This window comes from Paenibacillus sp. J31R98 (genome assembly GCF_056269245.1).
Window position 1 is genome coordinate 397,519 of sequence record NZ_JBWDNO010000004.1, and the last position, 16,340, is coordinate 413,858.

Annotated in this window: 9 protein-coding genes; 8 read left to right on the forward strand and 1 reads right to left on the reverse strand. The window is 44.1% G+C overall.

Annotated features, from left to right (window positions below):
* Positions 1-34 precede the first annotated feature (34 nt).
* Positions 35-175 (reverse strand): hypothetical protein, encoded by a 141-nt coding sequence (locus tag AC0YNX_RS18225; protein ID WP_475817128.1) that lies wholly within the window; start codon positions 173-175, stop codon positions 35-37.
* Between the two features lie 276 nt (positions 176-451).
* On the opposite strand from AC0YNX_RS18225, the gene AC0YNX_RS18230 reads away from it, so the two are divergent.
* The 8 genes from AC0YNX_RS18230 to AC0YNX_RS18265 all read left to right on the forward strand — a co-directional run bounded on the left by AC0YNX_RS18230 (position 452) and on the right by AC0YNX_RS18265 (position 16,321).
* The gene (locus tag AC0YNX_RS18230; protein WP_475817129.1) at positions 452-5,371 is read left to right on the forward strand and encodes a DUF4011 domain-containing protein; all 4,920 of its coding nucleotides are present in this window, start codon (positions 452-454) and stop codon (positions 5,369-5,371) included.
* A 498-nt stretch (positions 5,372-5,869) separates the two neighbouring features.
* On the forward strand, positions 5,870-6,691 hold the full coding sequence (locus AC0YNX_RS18235; RefSeq protein WP_475817130.1) for a copper amine oxidase N-terminal domain-containing protein: 822 nt from the start codon (positions 5,870-5,872) through the stop codon (positions 6,689-6,691).
* 347 nt (positions 6,692-7,038) lie between these two features.
* The gene (locus tag AC0YNX_RS18240) at positions 7,039-8,802 is read left to right on the forward strand and encodes a sensor histidine kinase (protein ID WP_475817131.1); all 1,764 of its coding nucleotides are present in this window, start codon (positions 7,039-7,041) and stop codon (positions 8,800-8,802) included.
* A 4-nt stretch (positions 8,803-8,806) separates the two neighbouring features.
* Entirely contained in the window at positions 8,807-10,381 is a 1,575-nt protein-coding gene (locus tag AC0YNX_RS18245; protein ID WP_475817132.1) for a response regulator transcription factor, read from the forward strand.
* A 163-nt stretch (positions 10,382-10,544) separates the two neighbouring features.
* On the forward strand, positions 10,545-11,411 hold the full coding sequence (locus tag AC0YNX_RS18250) for an ABC transporter permease (protein ID WP_475817233.1): 867 nt from the start codon (positions 10,545-10,547) through the stop codon (positions 11,409-11,411).
* Positions 11,412-11,431: 20 nt separating this feature from the next.
* Positions 11,432-12,337, forward strand: a complete 906-nt coding sequence (locus AC0YNX_RS18255; RefSeq protein WP_475817133.1) for a carbohydrate ABC transporter permease — start codon at positions 11,432-11,434, stop codon at positions 12,335-12,337.
* A 70-nt stretch (positions 12,338-12,407) separates the two neighbouring features.
* Positions 12,408-14,006, forward strand: a complete 1,599-nt coding sequence (locus tag AC0YNX_RS18260) for an ABC transporter substrate-binding protein (protein WP_475817134.1) — start codon at positions 12,408-12,410, stop codon at positions 14,004-14,006.
* A gap of 77 nt (positions 14,007-14,083) precedes the next feature.
* Positions 14,084-16,321 (forward strand): FAD-dependent oxidoreductase, encoded by a 2,238-nt coding sequence (locus tag AC0YNX_RS18265; RefSeq protein ID WP_475817135.1) that lies wholly within the window; start codon positions 14,084-14,086, stop codon positions 16,319-16,321.
* The last annotated feature ends 19 nt before the right edge of the window (positions 16,322-16,340 follow it).

Consider the following 16,340-nt stretch of genomic DNA (forward strand, 5'->3'; position numbering starts at 1 on the left):
CCCAAGATAATAGTGCTAAGTATATAAAGATCATCTATTCAAAAATGTAGCGGGACAGCGACAGCAGCATAATGACAGCTACGCCGATGCAAAGCAGGATGAGTCTCTTCTCTTGTTTGTCAACACGTCTGCGGCTTTGATTTTGGTCTTTCAGTTCCAGGTCATTGCTGCTCATAGCGCATCCCTTCCTTCGTCTCAATTTAGTTATGCTTTCATTATAATCAACGGTTGTGATTATTTTCACAATAGTTGTGACGAAGGTTTGAATTGTTTATTTCTGAGTTGTGACAGGAGGGTGAAACATAATTATTTTAGAGTACCTGATCTTCTTCCATAGGTACTCTCTATCTTCAGGTCTATTGAATTCTTAGAAACAGAGGAATAAATGAGTAAAATGTCGAATAGACAATCGATATAATCGGGGATATGTGACCAAAAAGGAGTTTATGGAGTGAAAACGGAAACGTTTAATAAAAAAATACATAAATGGAAAACTAATTTAATTGATCTCTCAAAACGCAATAGACTAATTAATTTTAAAGATAATGTAGCTTCGGTTATTAGGTTTAAAACCGATATAAACATGATGTATCAATCTTTATCTAATGATAAAGCGTTAATGGTCCGATCTATTGTTGATCTTCAAAAATTTATTGATAAAGAAAAAAAGGCTCGTGCAAAGAAAGCAGCAGTGGACGAGTTACAAGTTGGCGAGTATGAGGACATTGAACAATTTGTATTTGAGAAATTAGAAAATGCACTGCAAAGTATACGCCTAAAAGCAAAATCATCACTTGATGAGAAAGGCGTTAACACCTTATACATAACTTTCGGGCAATTGATCTGGAAAGAGTCACGTGATAGTACCATTGAGATGAAATCGCCATTATTATTATTTCCGGTTACTTTAAGGAGAGAAAGTTCAGATCGGCCATATTTTCTTGAGAGATTTGATGATGACTTAACCTTAAATCCAACACTTGTCCATAAAATTAAAAGTGATTTTGGGATTGTACTTCCTCCGATTGAGGATGAAAACGAGATAGATATTATCGGGTATTTAAATAATGTAAAAGAAATAATTAAAGGGAATAAAGACTGGTCTGTAACTGCGGACTCGTATTTAGGTTTATTCTCTTTTAGCAAACTTGTCATGTACAAGGATTTTGAACAATTCACATCGGAAATAAGTAATCATCCGATCGTACAGAAATTAGCAGGAGTGTTGAAAGAAAATGATCGTGACGATAATAAAGAAGCAGATCAAATTGAGTATCATGATCGAAACTTAAAATCAGTCGAATCGTTTCAAATATTAGACGCAGATTCCAGTCAACAAGAAGCAGTCCTTGCTGCTAATAACGGGAAAAGTTTTATTATTAGCGGACCTCCTGGAACGGGCAAAAGCCAAACAATTTCAAACATTATTGCAGAGAGTTTAGCTAAAGGTAAAAAAGTCCTATTTGTCAGCGAAAAAAAAGCTGCATTAGAAGTAGTTAAAAAACGCCTGGATGATAAACATTTGGGTGATTTTTGCTTAGAGCTTCATAGTAATACAACGAATAAAAAGACGGTGCTCGCTGAGTTGGATCGGACTTTAACCCAAAGAATTTCTCCTAAGTCCGGACAAAATAATTTTGAGCAATTTGATAAAATTAAAATGCATTTAAATTCGTATACGGAGGCACTACATAAACAAGTTCCACCATTACAATTAACTGCTTTTCAGGCACATGGTGAGCTCTCCAAGATGGTTGATGTTTTAGAACTTACATTTGCAATTAACGGGGTAGGAAACATTACAAACGCAAATCTTAATGAGTTATACGACTTATTAGGACGCTTGCGTCAATATGCTTATGTGTTAAAAGGAAGCGGAACCCATATTTGGAGCGGCTCGCAAGTAAAGAAATTTACTCTTGAGTTACAAAGTGATATTACCGTTAAATTCAAGAGATTAGCCAGTGTTTTTGGCTCGATTAACGAAGAGCTAACCGGTCTTTTTGAGCGTTTGGGATTGAAATGGAACGCAAGCCCAAATAACTTTATTAATTTACAATTGCTAAACAATCTTCTTGAGCATATTCCGATTGTACCTGAGGATTGGTTAAAGAAAGATGGGCATCTCACGTATAGAAACACATTATGTAATGAAGCAATAGAGAAATTTGATATTTATCGTTCAGCCAAACAAAATATTGCAATTGATTATAAAGAAGAAGTTTGGAAATTGGATTCTGATCAAGTTGTATCGGAGCTTGCGGACACTAGGGATGAAATAATTAAGTTACTTGACGAAAGCTATTTAAATGAATTAACTATGGATTCACAGCCTACATTATTTGATTTTAATTCGCTAAACGTCACACTAGGTGAATTAGCAGAAATGAATAATGATTTGTCTCAAACTTTAGGATTTGATGTGGATGCTTTTAATCTAGAGCGTATGAGCTTATTTAATTCCATTTTAGAGAAAATTGCTCTACGTATTAGACCTACGGAGCATTGGTTTGATGTAGATTCATTTAACAAAGTTAAAGACGCATTATTAGAAACACGGGCAATAATCGAGGAGTATCAATCAGATATAAACTTCTTCAATCAGAAATATGAACGTCACCTATTAGATCGCATGGAGCTAAATGGGATGCTTGATCGTTTTATGTTGAGTTATTCGAGTGTATTTAGAATTTTGAAAAGCTCGTACCGAAACGATCAAAAGGTTCTTAATTTCCATTTGAAATCACCGGCAAAGCGGAAATTTAATGATTTGCTTCAAGATGTAAAATTAATCGATCGAGTTCTTAAAAAGAAAAAATGGATCGATTCAGAGCATCTTCGAATTGTTTCGTTGCTAGGTGATAACTATAAAGGTTTGGATACGGATTGGACAGAACTCGAAGCAAATATTGCTCTCATGGAAGATTTAAATCATTGTCTTACAGTCAATCGCATACCTGGAGAAAAGATCAAATTGCTGTTGATGCAAGCAACGATGAGTGAAATGGAGCAAATATCTACACTCCATAACAAGATAAATCGTGCGATGTCTGTAGTAAGAGAAGTATCTTCAAATACCAAAGGCTTGCTAAGTAAGAATGTTGTGAGCGAAATCGATAAAGCTCCGATAGTGGAATTGAGAAATGTCATTGGTAAAGCAATTGTTCCTTCAAATTTGTTTATAAATGCTAAGTCAGCCTTACTTTCTTATTCGACCAAAACGATGTTTAACAACTATGAAGAGATGGTCAATGATCTTCAATCCATTCATAAATACAAGGAATCGAAGCATGTAATTGAAGAGAATAAATCATTATTCAAATCTATCTTTGGTGATTTGTTTACTGATTATGATACTGATTGGGATAATATCCTTAAATCATTAGAATGGACAACAAGTTTAAGGGAAGTTGTAGATGATACGATTCCCGAAGAGCTCGTACAAGCCATTCAGTCGAGAAGTAAGCTATCATATGAATTCTCAAACCAAACAATAGAAAAAGTTAGCAAGCGAATTTACGATAGCTTGACGTTGTTGCAATTCTTCCAATCTGTCTTCCCAGCTGAAGCGACTGTCTTCGGTGGGAAGACCTTAAAAGAAGTGGATTATAAGGCTTGTTCAATACGCTTGGAGAATTGGGCTAATGATTCGTATAAATTAGAAGAATGGACAGCTGTTCAGCAAATTCTGTCCGATGCGGATAAATTAGGGATTCAAGAGTTTATAGAAGAAGTTAAAAGAATGGAAATAAACGAACATACAGATTTTTCAGCTGTGTTTCTGAAACGCTTTTATAAGCTGTGGTTGGACTATGCTTATGATTTATTACCCGCATTACAGCACTTTAATGCTGATCAACATGGCAAGTTAATCACACAGTTTAAATCACTTGATAAATCGCAGCTGGAGTCCAATGGATCACGTGTCCATGCGATATTGAATAATAACAAAAGAACTCGGATTTCAAGTTCTGAATTGACTTATGAAGTTGGAATTCTTAAACGAGAGATTTCAAAAAAATCCAAACATAAGCCGATTCGAAAGTTATTCGCTGAAATTTCGGAAGTAATATTTGCATTAAAGCCATGCTTAATGATGAGTCCTATGTCAGTAAGCCAGTTCATTGATCCTTCAAATATTTCGTTTGATACTGTAATCTTCGATGAGGCTTCACAACTATGTACTGAAGACGCAGTAGGCGCGATTTTCAGGGGAAAACAAATTATTATTGCGGGTGATAAAAAGCAGCTGCCTCCAACCAAATTCTTCGGAACGTCCATTGAAGAAGATGAGGAATTTATGGATGAAGATGATGAAAGCAATGATTCTTACGAAAGTGTGTTGGAAGAAGCATCTATATTCATGAGGGTTAAGCCGCTTCTTTGGCACTACCGCAGTAAACACGAATCGCTCATAGCGTTCTCGAACAGTGAAATTTACGATAACGAGCTATACACCTTCCCGAGTTCCAGCAATGCCAAGGATGATGGTGTATCTATGGTTTATGTTCCTGATGGCGTGTATGAACGAAGCACCAGCCGTCGTAATTTGAATGAAGCCAAGACCGTTGCACAACTGGTGTTTGATCATATTAGGCGGTCACCTGAACGCAGCCTTGGTGTTATTGCTTTTAGTGAAGCACAGCAGCAAGCTATATTAGATCATATCCATTCATTACGTAAGCAATACAAGGATTCTAGAATTGAATCATTCTTTGACGATAGTAAAAGTGACTATTTCTTCGTTAAAAACTTGGAGAATGTTCAGGGCGATGAGCGTGACACGATATTCTTTAGTGTTGGTTATGGTAAAGATCTGAATGGAAACATTCATTATAACTTTGGACCACTGAATAAACCGGGCGGAGAACGTCGTTTGAATGTGGCTGTGACTCGTGCGAGATATGAAATAAAGCTAGTATCCAGTATCCTACATTCTGATCTGGATGATGCGAAGTTGAACAAGAAGGGACCGCAATTACTGAAAGCCTATTTATACTATGCCCATACCGGTGGTGAGTTCAATTCGAATACTGGGATTCAAAATGATGGTGAATTTGATTCACCATTAGAAGAAGACGTGTATGAGGCATTAACAGCGAGAGGGCTTATGCTGCGCAAACAAGTTGGATGTTCTTCGTATCGTATTGATCTTGCGGTTATTGATCCTGAAAAGCCAGGTAACTATATTTTAGGAATTGAGTGCGATGGGGCAGCATATCACTCGTCTAAAACGGCTAGGGATAGAGATCGATTACGGCAGGAAATACTTGAAACACTGGGATGGAAGATTCATCGTATTTGGTCACAGGACTGGTTCAGAAGGAAGAAAAATGAGATTGATAAAATTATGAGGCTTATTAACAAATGATCGTGGTTTTTTATTGAAGTGAACGAACGACCTTGTTAGTGCCTCGCTTGATTCCATAGTTGGCGACTTGAAAGCAAAGGTGCAAAAAGGAATTGCAAAAAACGATGCACTTCGAACTTTAAAGGGCTGTACATCTCCATCAATGATTTTAATTATCTCCTGCCTAACGAACTTTAATTTCCCTCAGATGAAAGAAATTAAAGTTTGTTGTGGAAAGCTGAGTGTGTTAGTGGAAAATAATAAGTCAAGTCATCGCAAGCGAGTGGAAATCAGACCCCAAAGATTCAGTATTTAGATGGTTTGGCACTATAGATTGTCTTCCTAGCTACATTCATATCGCATCTGGAGCAGTCTCCATATATAAATAGATTTACTCACCCTACGAATTTATCGTGGGGTTTCCTTTTAAAGAGGAGAGTTAATTTCTGTAACATTATTGTCCATAATTTCGTTATATTGATATGTCACAAAAGTAAATAGAAGAGAGGTGTTAAATAAATGAAAAGAATGCTGCTTGCTTTCCTCACCGTAGTTTCAATTTTGTGTTTTGGTCATGTGAGCCAAATATCCGCAGCTACTTCTTCTTCAAGCTCATCTTTGCCATCCTATTCACATGTATATCTTAAAGCTGGTCCTTACTATATTCTTTATACTCATCCTACTGCCCCATATATAGATAAAAATGGTCGATTGCTTGTTCCTCTTCGAGTCTTTGAAGAATTGTTCGGCGGGCGTGTCTCCTACGATGCTAGCAGCAAAACGGCTCAAGTAAATTGGCTTGGGCATGTCTTTAAATTCGTTGTAGGTTCTGGGATGGCCCAAGTTGATGGTAAAAACTTTGTGATGGATACGAAGTCTGTGATAAAAGATGGAGCAATTTCTTTACCTTTACGTTTGTTTTTAAATACGACGAGCCTAAAGTATCACTGGGATAATCAACTTCAGCTACTTGAATTGGATGATGAAAGTATACTTGTAGGAAAATCGTTTGAGGAATTTAAGGGGAATGATCTTTATCCTGGAAATATAGACCATGTATTTCAAATTAAAAATTACTCAATAAAAGAATCTAAAAATGGTACGTTTCAACTAACAATTACAGCTAATAACAAGTCAGGTAAAGATTTACCAACAGGGAAAGCTGATATTCATCCTCTTGTAACCTATGGTGATTCTTATGGCTTTGCAACAGATTCATATAGCCGTCCAATAAACCCTGACATAGCTCAAGTTAAATCTGGAGAAGACGTAACAGTGGTTCAAAACTTTCCATTAAAGGACGTTGAGTATATTATTACTGTCGCTAGGATTTTTTCTTAAGACTCTTTAGCTAGAAGCGTGTAACCTGTTCGTTGGGATTATACGCTTTTTTTCGGATACAGATATATGTTATTTCAACCACTACGATAAAACTGCAATCCATAGTTGTAGATGAACAAAACTTATTTACCGGATTTTCGTTGGAAGTCTGTTTTTACTCCTGCCACTAACAAACTTTAAATTCCATCATCATTTTCTTTTCTTGCACAGTAAGAAACTAATAAGCACAAATCTTGCGTTGCGAAATGAGCACTGCTACTATAACGGGGATGCCTTGAATAAGGCGTCCTCGTTTTTCATGCGCAAATTTCTTCTCAACTACTACTTGTGAAATAGGTGACATCCACATGGCTCGTCTTTTTCGATTCCGCAATTATTTGCCCTTCACTTACAAAATGATGATTCCCTATTTGCTGCTCGTTCTTATCACAGACCTTGTAATCGGTTACGTATCGTACAGCATGCTCGTAAAGTCTCGGACAGAGGTGGCCGAGACCGGGATTCAGGCGGCGCTCGAGCAAACGAGGAATAACGTGGACTACCGGATGATCGAAATTCAGCGCATATCCGATCAGTTATTTGGCAATTTGGCTTTTCAGAGGGCATTGCAGAAGCACGGCGACCGGCTGGAAACGTATTACACCATGATCGACGATATTTTCCCACCGCTGAAAGCCCCGCTTGACCTGTACGGGAGTCCGCTACGAGTGATGTTATATGCGGTCAATCCGGATATCGGCGATGCAGGGAATTCTACTGACCGCCTAGGCGCCTTCAGTAGCAGCGATTACTTCGTCACGTCCTATTCCCTTCTCGCGAAACGGCCGTGGTTCCAGCAGCTGAAAGATGTGAAAGACACGAACATCTGGATTCAAGCAGACACGGATCAGAAGCTCGGCAACGTATCCCATTTGCGCAAGCTTGTCTCGTTCGGCGATTATAAGACCGTCATTGGATACATTCGGATTACGGTTAATTTCGATGATCTCTTGAGCAATCTAACGAAATATCCGGAAGAATTGGGGATCGGCATCCGTATTCTCGATCGCAACAGCAATAAAGTGATGTATTCGCGAGAGCCGGTGAGCACGGAGGAGCAAAGTGACGCGGCGTTCCTGAACTTGCGCGAGGAGCTGGATGAATCGCCATTCATTATCGAAATTCAAGTGCCTCATCATTATTTGAACAAAGATGCGAAACGGCTTCAAGTTACGATCGGCTTAATCTGTGTGGTCAGTTTCGTCGTTATGGGAGCAATCGGCCTCGTCGTAGCCGCCTTATCAGGTAAGCGAATGAAGCGAATCGTCTCGCATGTCTGTTCCTTCCAGGATGGCAATCTGGATCGAAGACTGGTTATGGACGGCAATGATGAGTTCGCGCTAATCGCGCATTCTTTCAATACCATGGCGACAAGCATTCAGAACCTGATTCAGGACGTATACATGCAAGGCAGCCAGCGGAAACAGGCGGAGCTTGAGGCGCTGCAGGCGCAGATTAATCCTCATTTCTTATACAACACCTTGTCCACGATCAGCAGCTTGAGCAATCTCGGCAAGACGAAGCAGGTCACGGAGACCGTGAAACAGCTGTCGCGCTTTTATCGATTGACGCTTAACAATGGGCAGGTGCTCATACCGCTATATAAAGAATTGGAACAGATCATGGCTTATCTGGACATCCAGAAAGTGAAGTATGCCGACTCGGTGCATGTGGTTGTAGATGTGGATCCCGAAGTGATGCAAGCCGAGATCATCAAGCTCCTCTATCAGCCTTTTGTAGAAAATGTATTCAAACACGCCTGGTACGGCGAGACCATCGACATCCGTCTAATCGCTAAGCGTGTAAACAACAACCTGGAGCTCAAAATTATCGACACGGGCATCGGCATGCGGCGAGAAACGATCGATCGCGTGCTTCGAAGCACCGCGCAGTCGAATTCGTACGGCTATAAGAATGTGGAAGAACGCATCAAGCTCAGATACGGCCCTGAATACGGCGTGCAAATTGCAAGCGTGTATGGCGGCGGCACGACGGTTCGGCTTCTGCTTCCTTTGCAGATGGAAGGCCATGAAACGATTGACGAGGGTAAGCTGCCCTGGGAGAAGGAGTAGAACGATGAAAGAAATTTCGATATTGCTCGTAGACGACGAAGCGATTGACTTGGAATGGCTCCAAGTCCGGGTTCTGAATAGCGGCATTCAAGGGTTGAGCACGGTGAGGACGGCGAAGAGCGGTTTCGCGGCCCTATCGATCCTGGAGCATGAGAAAGTGGACATCATCTTGACGGATATCCAGATGCCGATTATGTCGGGGCTTGAGTTTGCGCGGAAAGCCAAGGAGCTTCAGCCGGATGTCAGCATTGTCATTATCAGCGGCCATGAGGACTTCCATTACGCGAAGGAAGCGATAAAACTCACGGCTTATGCTTATCTAATCAAGCCCGTCGATGATCTCGATCTAGTGAGCACGTTGTCCGGATTGTGCGAGAAACTGTGGGAGGAACGCCGCAAACGTTCGACCGTGAAGGAGGCGCTCCCCTATGTACAACGTGAGCTGCTGCTTCGTTGGTTCCGTGCGGTGTCACCAGGTCCAGCCGAGGAGCGGGTCGCGGATTATCTAGCCCCTTATCTGGTCCAAGGTGTCTTTACTGCATTAATCGAAACCGATGAATTCGACCGATACGCGAAGGAACTGACGATTGAGCAGCGACGTGAGCTGTGGCAGAACGTAGAGGCATTCCTCAAATCCTTTGTTCAAGAAGCAAAACTAGGTGAATGCATAACCGGTTTCGATAACCGGTTTGTGCTGCTAACTCCGAATGCGGAGAATAACGACTTAGCGCTGGATAGATTAATCCGTGCGTTTAAAGCGGCGTTCCCGTTCACGATTACGATCGGCATCGGAGATCGAGCATATGGCGAGGCAGAACTCCATGAATCTTATCGACAAGCCGAGGCGGCATTAAGCATCAAGTGGATCATGGGCAAAGATCGCGTCATCCGCCATGCTTCGGCCTTGTCACTAGGCAAGCCGGCTGGAGCCAATGTGGCCAAGCATGTCGATGAGATGCTGCAAGCCATTCTGGACTACGATCTCGTGAAGATCGACGATTGCCTGCTTGCGTTATTCTGGCAGGACCATGGACAGCTTCGCAAGAGCGAGGCTTATGACCTCATCGTGCGAATAACGTCTAAGCTGCATAGCGATCTCCAGCTGCTGAATGAGAGTTTATACGAGCTTCTGAATTGGGATGCCAATCAACCGAATGAATTGTTTGAGTTCGAGACGATGAACGGTCTGGTATCGTGGCTGAGGAGACGGTTCTATGAGCTGTCCGAGCTCTTGGTGAATAAACGGCGGAAGCAAGACCGTAAGCTGATTGCGGATATTATTCACTATATGGAGGAGCGTTTAATAAGCAAGATTACGCTTAAGGAGGTAGCTGCACATTTTCATTTTACGCCTAACTATCTTGGCTTTCTCTTTAAAGCGGAGACCGGAATGGCATTCAGCGACTACTTGAACGATATCCGAATCAAGCAGGCTCGCGTGATGCTGGGCGATCCGAAGCTTAAGGTATATGAAATTGCAGAGCGCGTCGGGTACAAGAATGTCATCTACTTCAACCGCATGTTCAAGCAAGCCTTCGGCATGACGCCGGGCGAATATAGGAAGATGTTAAAAGTTTAGTTAAGATCGTGGATTTGTATTAGTTTTAGTTGAACCGCTTGCTTATGTCGAATATTGCGAATTTCTTATAATGGAGCCAGACATAAGAAAGGAGCGGAGCATAGTGGCAGAACGAAGATTTACCTTCTGGCGCGACCTTGTAAAATACAGGACGCTGCTATTGATGATAGCACCGACCGTACTATTCTTCCTGTTATTCTCGTACGTGCCGATGGCGGGAATCGTGATCGCATTTAAACAGCTGAATTACACGGGCGGAGTATTCGGAAGCCCATGGATTGGATTCGATAATTTCAAATTCTTCTTCGAGTCCGGAGATGCTTGGCGGGTTACGCGGAACACGGCATTATACAACATTGGCTTCATGGTGATTGGAAACGTGCTTCAGATGACGGCAGCAATCCTGCTATTCGAAGTCGGGGGCAAATGGTTCCGGAAAATCATTCAATCAGCGCTTTTCCTGCCTTACTTTATTTCGTGGGTCGTCGTCGGTTCAATCGCTTACAACTTATTTAGTTACGATTACGGAACGATAAACAGTCTTCTAAGCTCGCTTGGATTGGAACGGATCGATGTCTACAATACGCCGGCGTACTGGTCGTATATCCTGATATTCTTCCACACCTGGAAGGTTCTAGGATATGGGACGGTCATGTACTTGGCTGCGATTACAAGCATCGATACGGAGATGTACGAAGCAGCTGAAATCGATGGCGCTAACGTATTCCAGCGGATTATGAAGGTGACGGTTCCGAACCTATTCCCAACGTTTATCATCCTCATGCTGCTGGCAGTAGGAAATATCTTCCGCGGCGATTTCGGAATGTTCTACAACATGATCGGCAATAACGGTATGTTGTTCTCCGCAACAGACGTCATCGACACGTTTGTCTTCCGGATGCTGATCAATACGAATGACTTCGGCATGTCCTCGGCAGCTGGCGTATACCAATCGGTGCTTGGATTTGTCACGATCTTGGCGGTTAATTATGCCGTGCGCAGGTATGACAAGGATCGTGCATTATTCTAAATCGAGAGGGGACATACCTAATGAAAGAGGCAGCCGTTAGACAGGGCGGCCAGAAGGATCGCCTCCTTCTTGCCATCATCGCATTCGTATCGTTGACGATCATGGCGCTCATCTGTATTGTGCCATTCGTGCTCGTGCTTTCATCCTCTTTATCCGATGAAGACTCCATTCGCATGAGCGGTTATACACTGATTCCCAAAGTATTCTCATTGGAAGCTTACCGCATCATCTTCGAATTTCCGGATGACATCATTCGAGCATACGGCGTTACGCTTACCGTGACGATTATCGGTACAGTAATCGGTTTGTTTCTAACCTCGATGACCGCCTATGTGCTCTGTCGTAAGGACTTCAAGTGGCGCAACTATTTCGCATTCTACTTCTTCTTCACGACGTTATTCAGCGGAGGGCTCGTCCCTTGGTACTTGTTGATCGTGAACTATCTGGACATGAAGAATACGCTCGCTGCATTAATAGTGCCGACTCTCGTGAACGTGTTCTATATCATTGTCATGCGATCGTTCCTTGCAGGCATTCCTGATGCGATTACGGAATCAGCGAAGATCGACGGCGCCGGAGATTTCCGAATATTCACAACTTTCATTCTTCCGTTATCCAAGCCGGCTCTGGCGACAGTGGGACTGTTCCTTGCGCTTGGTCACTGGAACGATTGGTACAGCGCGCTATTGTTCATCTCCGATGATAAGCTGATGCCGCTGCAGTACTATCTGTATCAAATGCTGGGTAACCTTGAAGGCATGCGTACAGCAATGCTCGGTTCCGGCGGAGATATTGCGGTCGAAATCCCAGGCGAGAGCTTGAAGATGGCCATGACTGTCGTAGCATGCGGTCCGATTCTGTTCGCTTACCCGTTCATTCAGAAATATTTTGTACAAGGCCTTACGATTGGCGCGGTCAAAGGATAAACACAGGAAATCCTGGTTTATTATAAAGCTTTCATTCATTTAGATATGACTTTAGGGGGATGGAACAACGATGAAGAGACGGAATATGACGAAGAAATTAAGTGTAACGCTGACTGGTGTATTAGCAGCATCCATGGTGCTTAGCGCATGTGGAAGCAAGACAAACGAAACAGCCAATAATAAAGCGAATAACTCAGCGAGTAATTCAGCAACCAAAAATGAAACAAACACGGGTAGCGGCGGTGATACGATTGACACAAGCCAAACGGTAAAGCTGAGCATGGTCATGCTTGGACCGAAGCCGGCTGACTATGATCAAGTTTTCGGCGAGATTAACAAGGAGCTCCTGTCCAAAGTAAACGCAACCGTCGATGCAGAGTTCCTTGACTGGTCGGACTGGTCTCAGAAGTATCCGCTTAAATTTGCAGCGGGCGAGGATTTCGATCTCATCTATACCTCGAACTGGGCACAGTACAATGCGCAAGCGACTAAAGGTGGCTTCCTTGAACTAACGGACGATCTGTTGTCCAAATACATGCCTCAGACATGGGCTGCGATGCCGAAAGTCAAATGGGATCAAGCGCGTATAAACGGCAAGGTGTACATGGTACCGCAGAACCAAAGCAAAGAGTTCACGGATAAGCTGATTCTGTACCGCGGTGATCTGCTCGAGAAGTATAAACTTGCGCCAATCAACAGCCCGGAAACCTACAAGGCTTACCTGGAGACAGTTGCCAAGAATGAAAAAGGCATAACGCCGTACGGGTTGGAAGCGAGCAATACGAAAATGCACAATCTGGATTCTCTTCTGCTGAAACAGAAGAATAACTGGAACTTTATTTCGGATGTGCCGCTTGCTTACAAAGTGGATGACGCCAAAGGACAAGTGTTCAACGTTTACGATACGCCTGAGTTCAAGGATCTCCTAACCTATTATAAAGATCTCGCCGACAATGGCGGTTGGTCGCGTAACGCATTGACGAACAAGAGCAGCACGACAGACGACTTCAAGGCAGGCAAAGTTGCATCAATGTCCCATAACGTGACGGCGCTTGGCGGCATTATGGCTCAAGTGAATAAGGATCACCCGGATTGGAAGGTAGCGCTGGCTGATCTTACTCCGGACAGCAAGAAATCGGCGGCGATCTCCACTCAGAATGGTATTGCAGTCCATGCCACGTCCAAACAACCGGAACGCGCGCTTATGGTACTTGATTTGTTACAGAACGACAAGAAGCTTCATGACCTGATTATGTACGGTATTGCCGGCACGAACTATGAGCCTGTTGGCGATGACAAGTTTACCAAGACAGATAAATACGGTAATTTCAACACCTTCTCGAACTGGGCTTGGAATTCTCCGCTCAACCGGATTGACACGACTTACCCGCAAGCCGCGCAAGATATCGAGAACAAATGGATGGGTCAAGTTTACCACTATCCACTCGAAACGTTCGTCTTCGACAACACGAAAGTATTGAACGAAGTCACGAATGTCGGAAACGTGATGATGCGCTATGGCACTCCTCTTGAATACGGCCTCGTCAAAGATACGGCTCAAGGCCTCGAGACCTTGCAAAAACAGCTGAAGGCAGCTGGCATCGACAAAATTCAGGCAGAAGTGCAAAGTCAAATCGACGCTTTCTTGGCAGCACAGAACCAAGGTTAAGGTTTCATTGAAACAGGCTGCAAAGCGCACCGCTTTGCAGCCTGTTTCTTACATGGGGATTAGAGGAGGAAGTAGTTATGAGAGAGGAAATCGTCAAATCAGATATTACGGTGGTAGGGGGAGGACTTGCCGGCGTCTGCGCGGCCATCGCTGCGGCGCGTCTGGGACAGTCCGTATCACTCGTTCAGAATCGACCGGTACTAGGGGGGAATTCAAGCAGCGAAGTTCGAGTATGGGTTTGCGGCGCAACCGGTCACGGTCTTAACCGATATGCGAGAGAATCCGGCATTATGGGCGAATTATTCGTGGAGAACCAATACCGGAATAAAGAAGGTAACCCTTATTTATGGGATTTGGTCGTGCTGGAGAAGGTGAAAGCCGAAGCTAACATCAAGTTATTCCTGAACACGGATGTTCATGAGGTGGAGGCAGGCGAGGAGAAGGGCAGCCGCTACATCCGCTCCGCAACGGGATGGATGATGGGCTCGGAGAGAAGGATTCATTTCCAAAGCGAGGTTTTCCTGGATTGCACAGGGGATGGGTTGCTTGGCTTCTTGGCAGGCGCCGAGTTCCGTATTGGCCGTGAGTCGCGTTCCGAGTTCAATGAAGAGTGGGCACCGGAGACGGGAGACGACGTAACGCTTGGCAGCACGATTCTATTCTATACGAAGGATGCCGGCAAGCCGGTCAAGTACATCGCGCCAAGCTTTGCCAAAGACATTACGAAGACGACCATTCCGATGAAGCGAGTTATCCGCAGCGGCGATTCGGGCTGTCATTATTGGTGGATCGAATTCGGCGGAGAGCTGGACGCCGTATCGGATAATGAGGCGATTCGAGATGAGCTGTGGGCGGTCATTTACGGGGTCTGGGATTATATCAAGAACTCGGGAAAATTCGATGCGGACAATATGACTTTGGAATGGGTCGGCTCACTGCCTGGCAAACGGGAGTACCGCCGGTTTGTCGGCGATTATATGCTGAACCAGAATGATATCATCGCGCAGACGCGATTCGAGGATGGCGTTGCGTTCGGAGGCTGGTCCATTGACCTGCACCCGCCAAAAGGAATGTATTCGCTTGAAGAGGGATCTAAGCACATGCATCCGGATGGCATTTATACGATTCCCTTCCAGTCGCTCTACTCGCGAAATGTGAGCAATCTGTTGTTTGCAGGCCGGAATATCAGCGCGACTCATGTCGCGTTCGGTACGACACGAGTCATGGGTACCTGTGCCGTGGTTGGTGAAGCTGCCGGAACGGGAGCGGCGCTATGCGTTCAGAAAGGCGTTACGCCAAGAACGCTGTACCTTGAACATTTGCAGGATCTGCGCCAAACCTTGCTGCGACAAGACGCTTCGGTGATCGGGTATTCGAATGAGGATCCGGCTGATTTAGCCCGCATGGCGAGAGTATCAGCTTCGAGCACGTTTAAGCAGCTTACGCTCGAAGCGGGAGAAGGAGCAGGTTCACGACGGCTGGAGAAGGATATTGCAATCATCGTTCCGCTTGACCCGGGAATGGATGCCATCTCGTTCCTGATCAGCAGCGAAGAGACGACTGAACTTCGTGCTGAGCTGTGGGACACGGGGCGAGAGGAACGCTATATTCCGAATAAGCAGCAAGCTGAAGCCCGTGTCCTCGTGGATTCCGGTCAAGCGCAGTGGGTGCGGTTTCCGCTTGCATGGCATCCGGGCTCTCCGCGCAACGGGTTCATCATCCTGCGCGAGAATCCTCATGTGACGGTTCATATGGCGGGTAGCCCTCAGACAGGGATGCTCATGATGGAGAATCGGAGCACAGCGGGAGTAAAGTCTGATGGCGTCAAAGCCTGGGCACAGCAAGGGTTCTTCCGCAAACTGCCATGTATAAGGCTTGAGCCGGAGACGAGCGCGTTTACGCCAGATAAAGTGATAGACGGAATCACACGTCCATTTGGCGGCCCTCATATGTGGCTGTCCGAGCGGATGCAAGATGGACGGAAAGAGTGGCTTCAGCTGGATTGGTCTCAAAAAACGGCTATCCGCAAAATCCATGTAACTTTTAACGATGACGTGAATGAAGACTTGATCAATTTGCACCATCATGAGACGCCATTTGAGGTCATGCCAGAGCTCGTTAAAGATTATCGCATTGATGCGATGTTTGATGACGTATGGTGCACGATCGCTCATGGAAAGAACAACCGCGTACGCAAGGTTGTGCATACGCTCGACGAGACGATTGCAACGGACCGTATTCGGATTGTCGTGGAGACTACGAATGGCAGTCCTTACGCGGAAGTGATAGAGGTTCGCGTGTATGGAGAGGCGTAGTAGCGGAAGAATGGGAGAT

Bases quoted from the DNA above. Each gene is read 5' to 3' on its own strand.
- AC0YNX_RS18250 (WP_475817233.1), top strand. From the start codon at position 10,545: ATGATAGCACCGACCGTACTATTCTTCCTGTTATTCTCGTACGTGCCG.
- AC0YNX_RS18255 (WP_475817133.1), top strand. From the start codon at position 11,432: ATGAAAGAGGCAGCCGTTAGACAGGGCGGCCAGAAGGATCGCCTCCTT.
- AC0YNX_RS18240 (WP_475817131.1), top strand. From the start codon at position 7,039: ATGGCTCGTCTTTTTCGATTCCGCAATTATTTGCCCTTCACTTACAAA.
- AC0YNX_RS18235 (WP_475817130.1), top strand. From the start codon at position 5,870: ATGAAAAGAATGCTGCTTGCTTTCCTCACCGTAGTTTCAATTTTGTGT.
- AC0YNX_RS18260 (WP_475817134.1), top strand. From the start codon at position 12,408: ATGAAGAGACGGAATATGACGAAGAAATTAAGTGTAACGCTGACTGGT.
- AC0YNX_RS18265 (WP_475817135.1), top strand. From the start codon at position 14,084: ATGAGAGAGGAAATCGTCAAATCAGATATTACGGTGGTAGGGGGAGGA.
- AC0YNX_RS18245 (WP_475817132.1), top strand. From the start codon at position 8,807: ATGAAAGAAATTTCGATATTGCTCGTAGACGACGAAGCGATTGACTTG.
- AC0YNX_RS18225 (WP_475817128.1), bottom strand. From the start codon at position 175: ATGAGCAGCAATGACCTGGAACTGAAAGACCAAAATCAAAGCCGCAGA.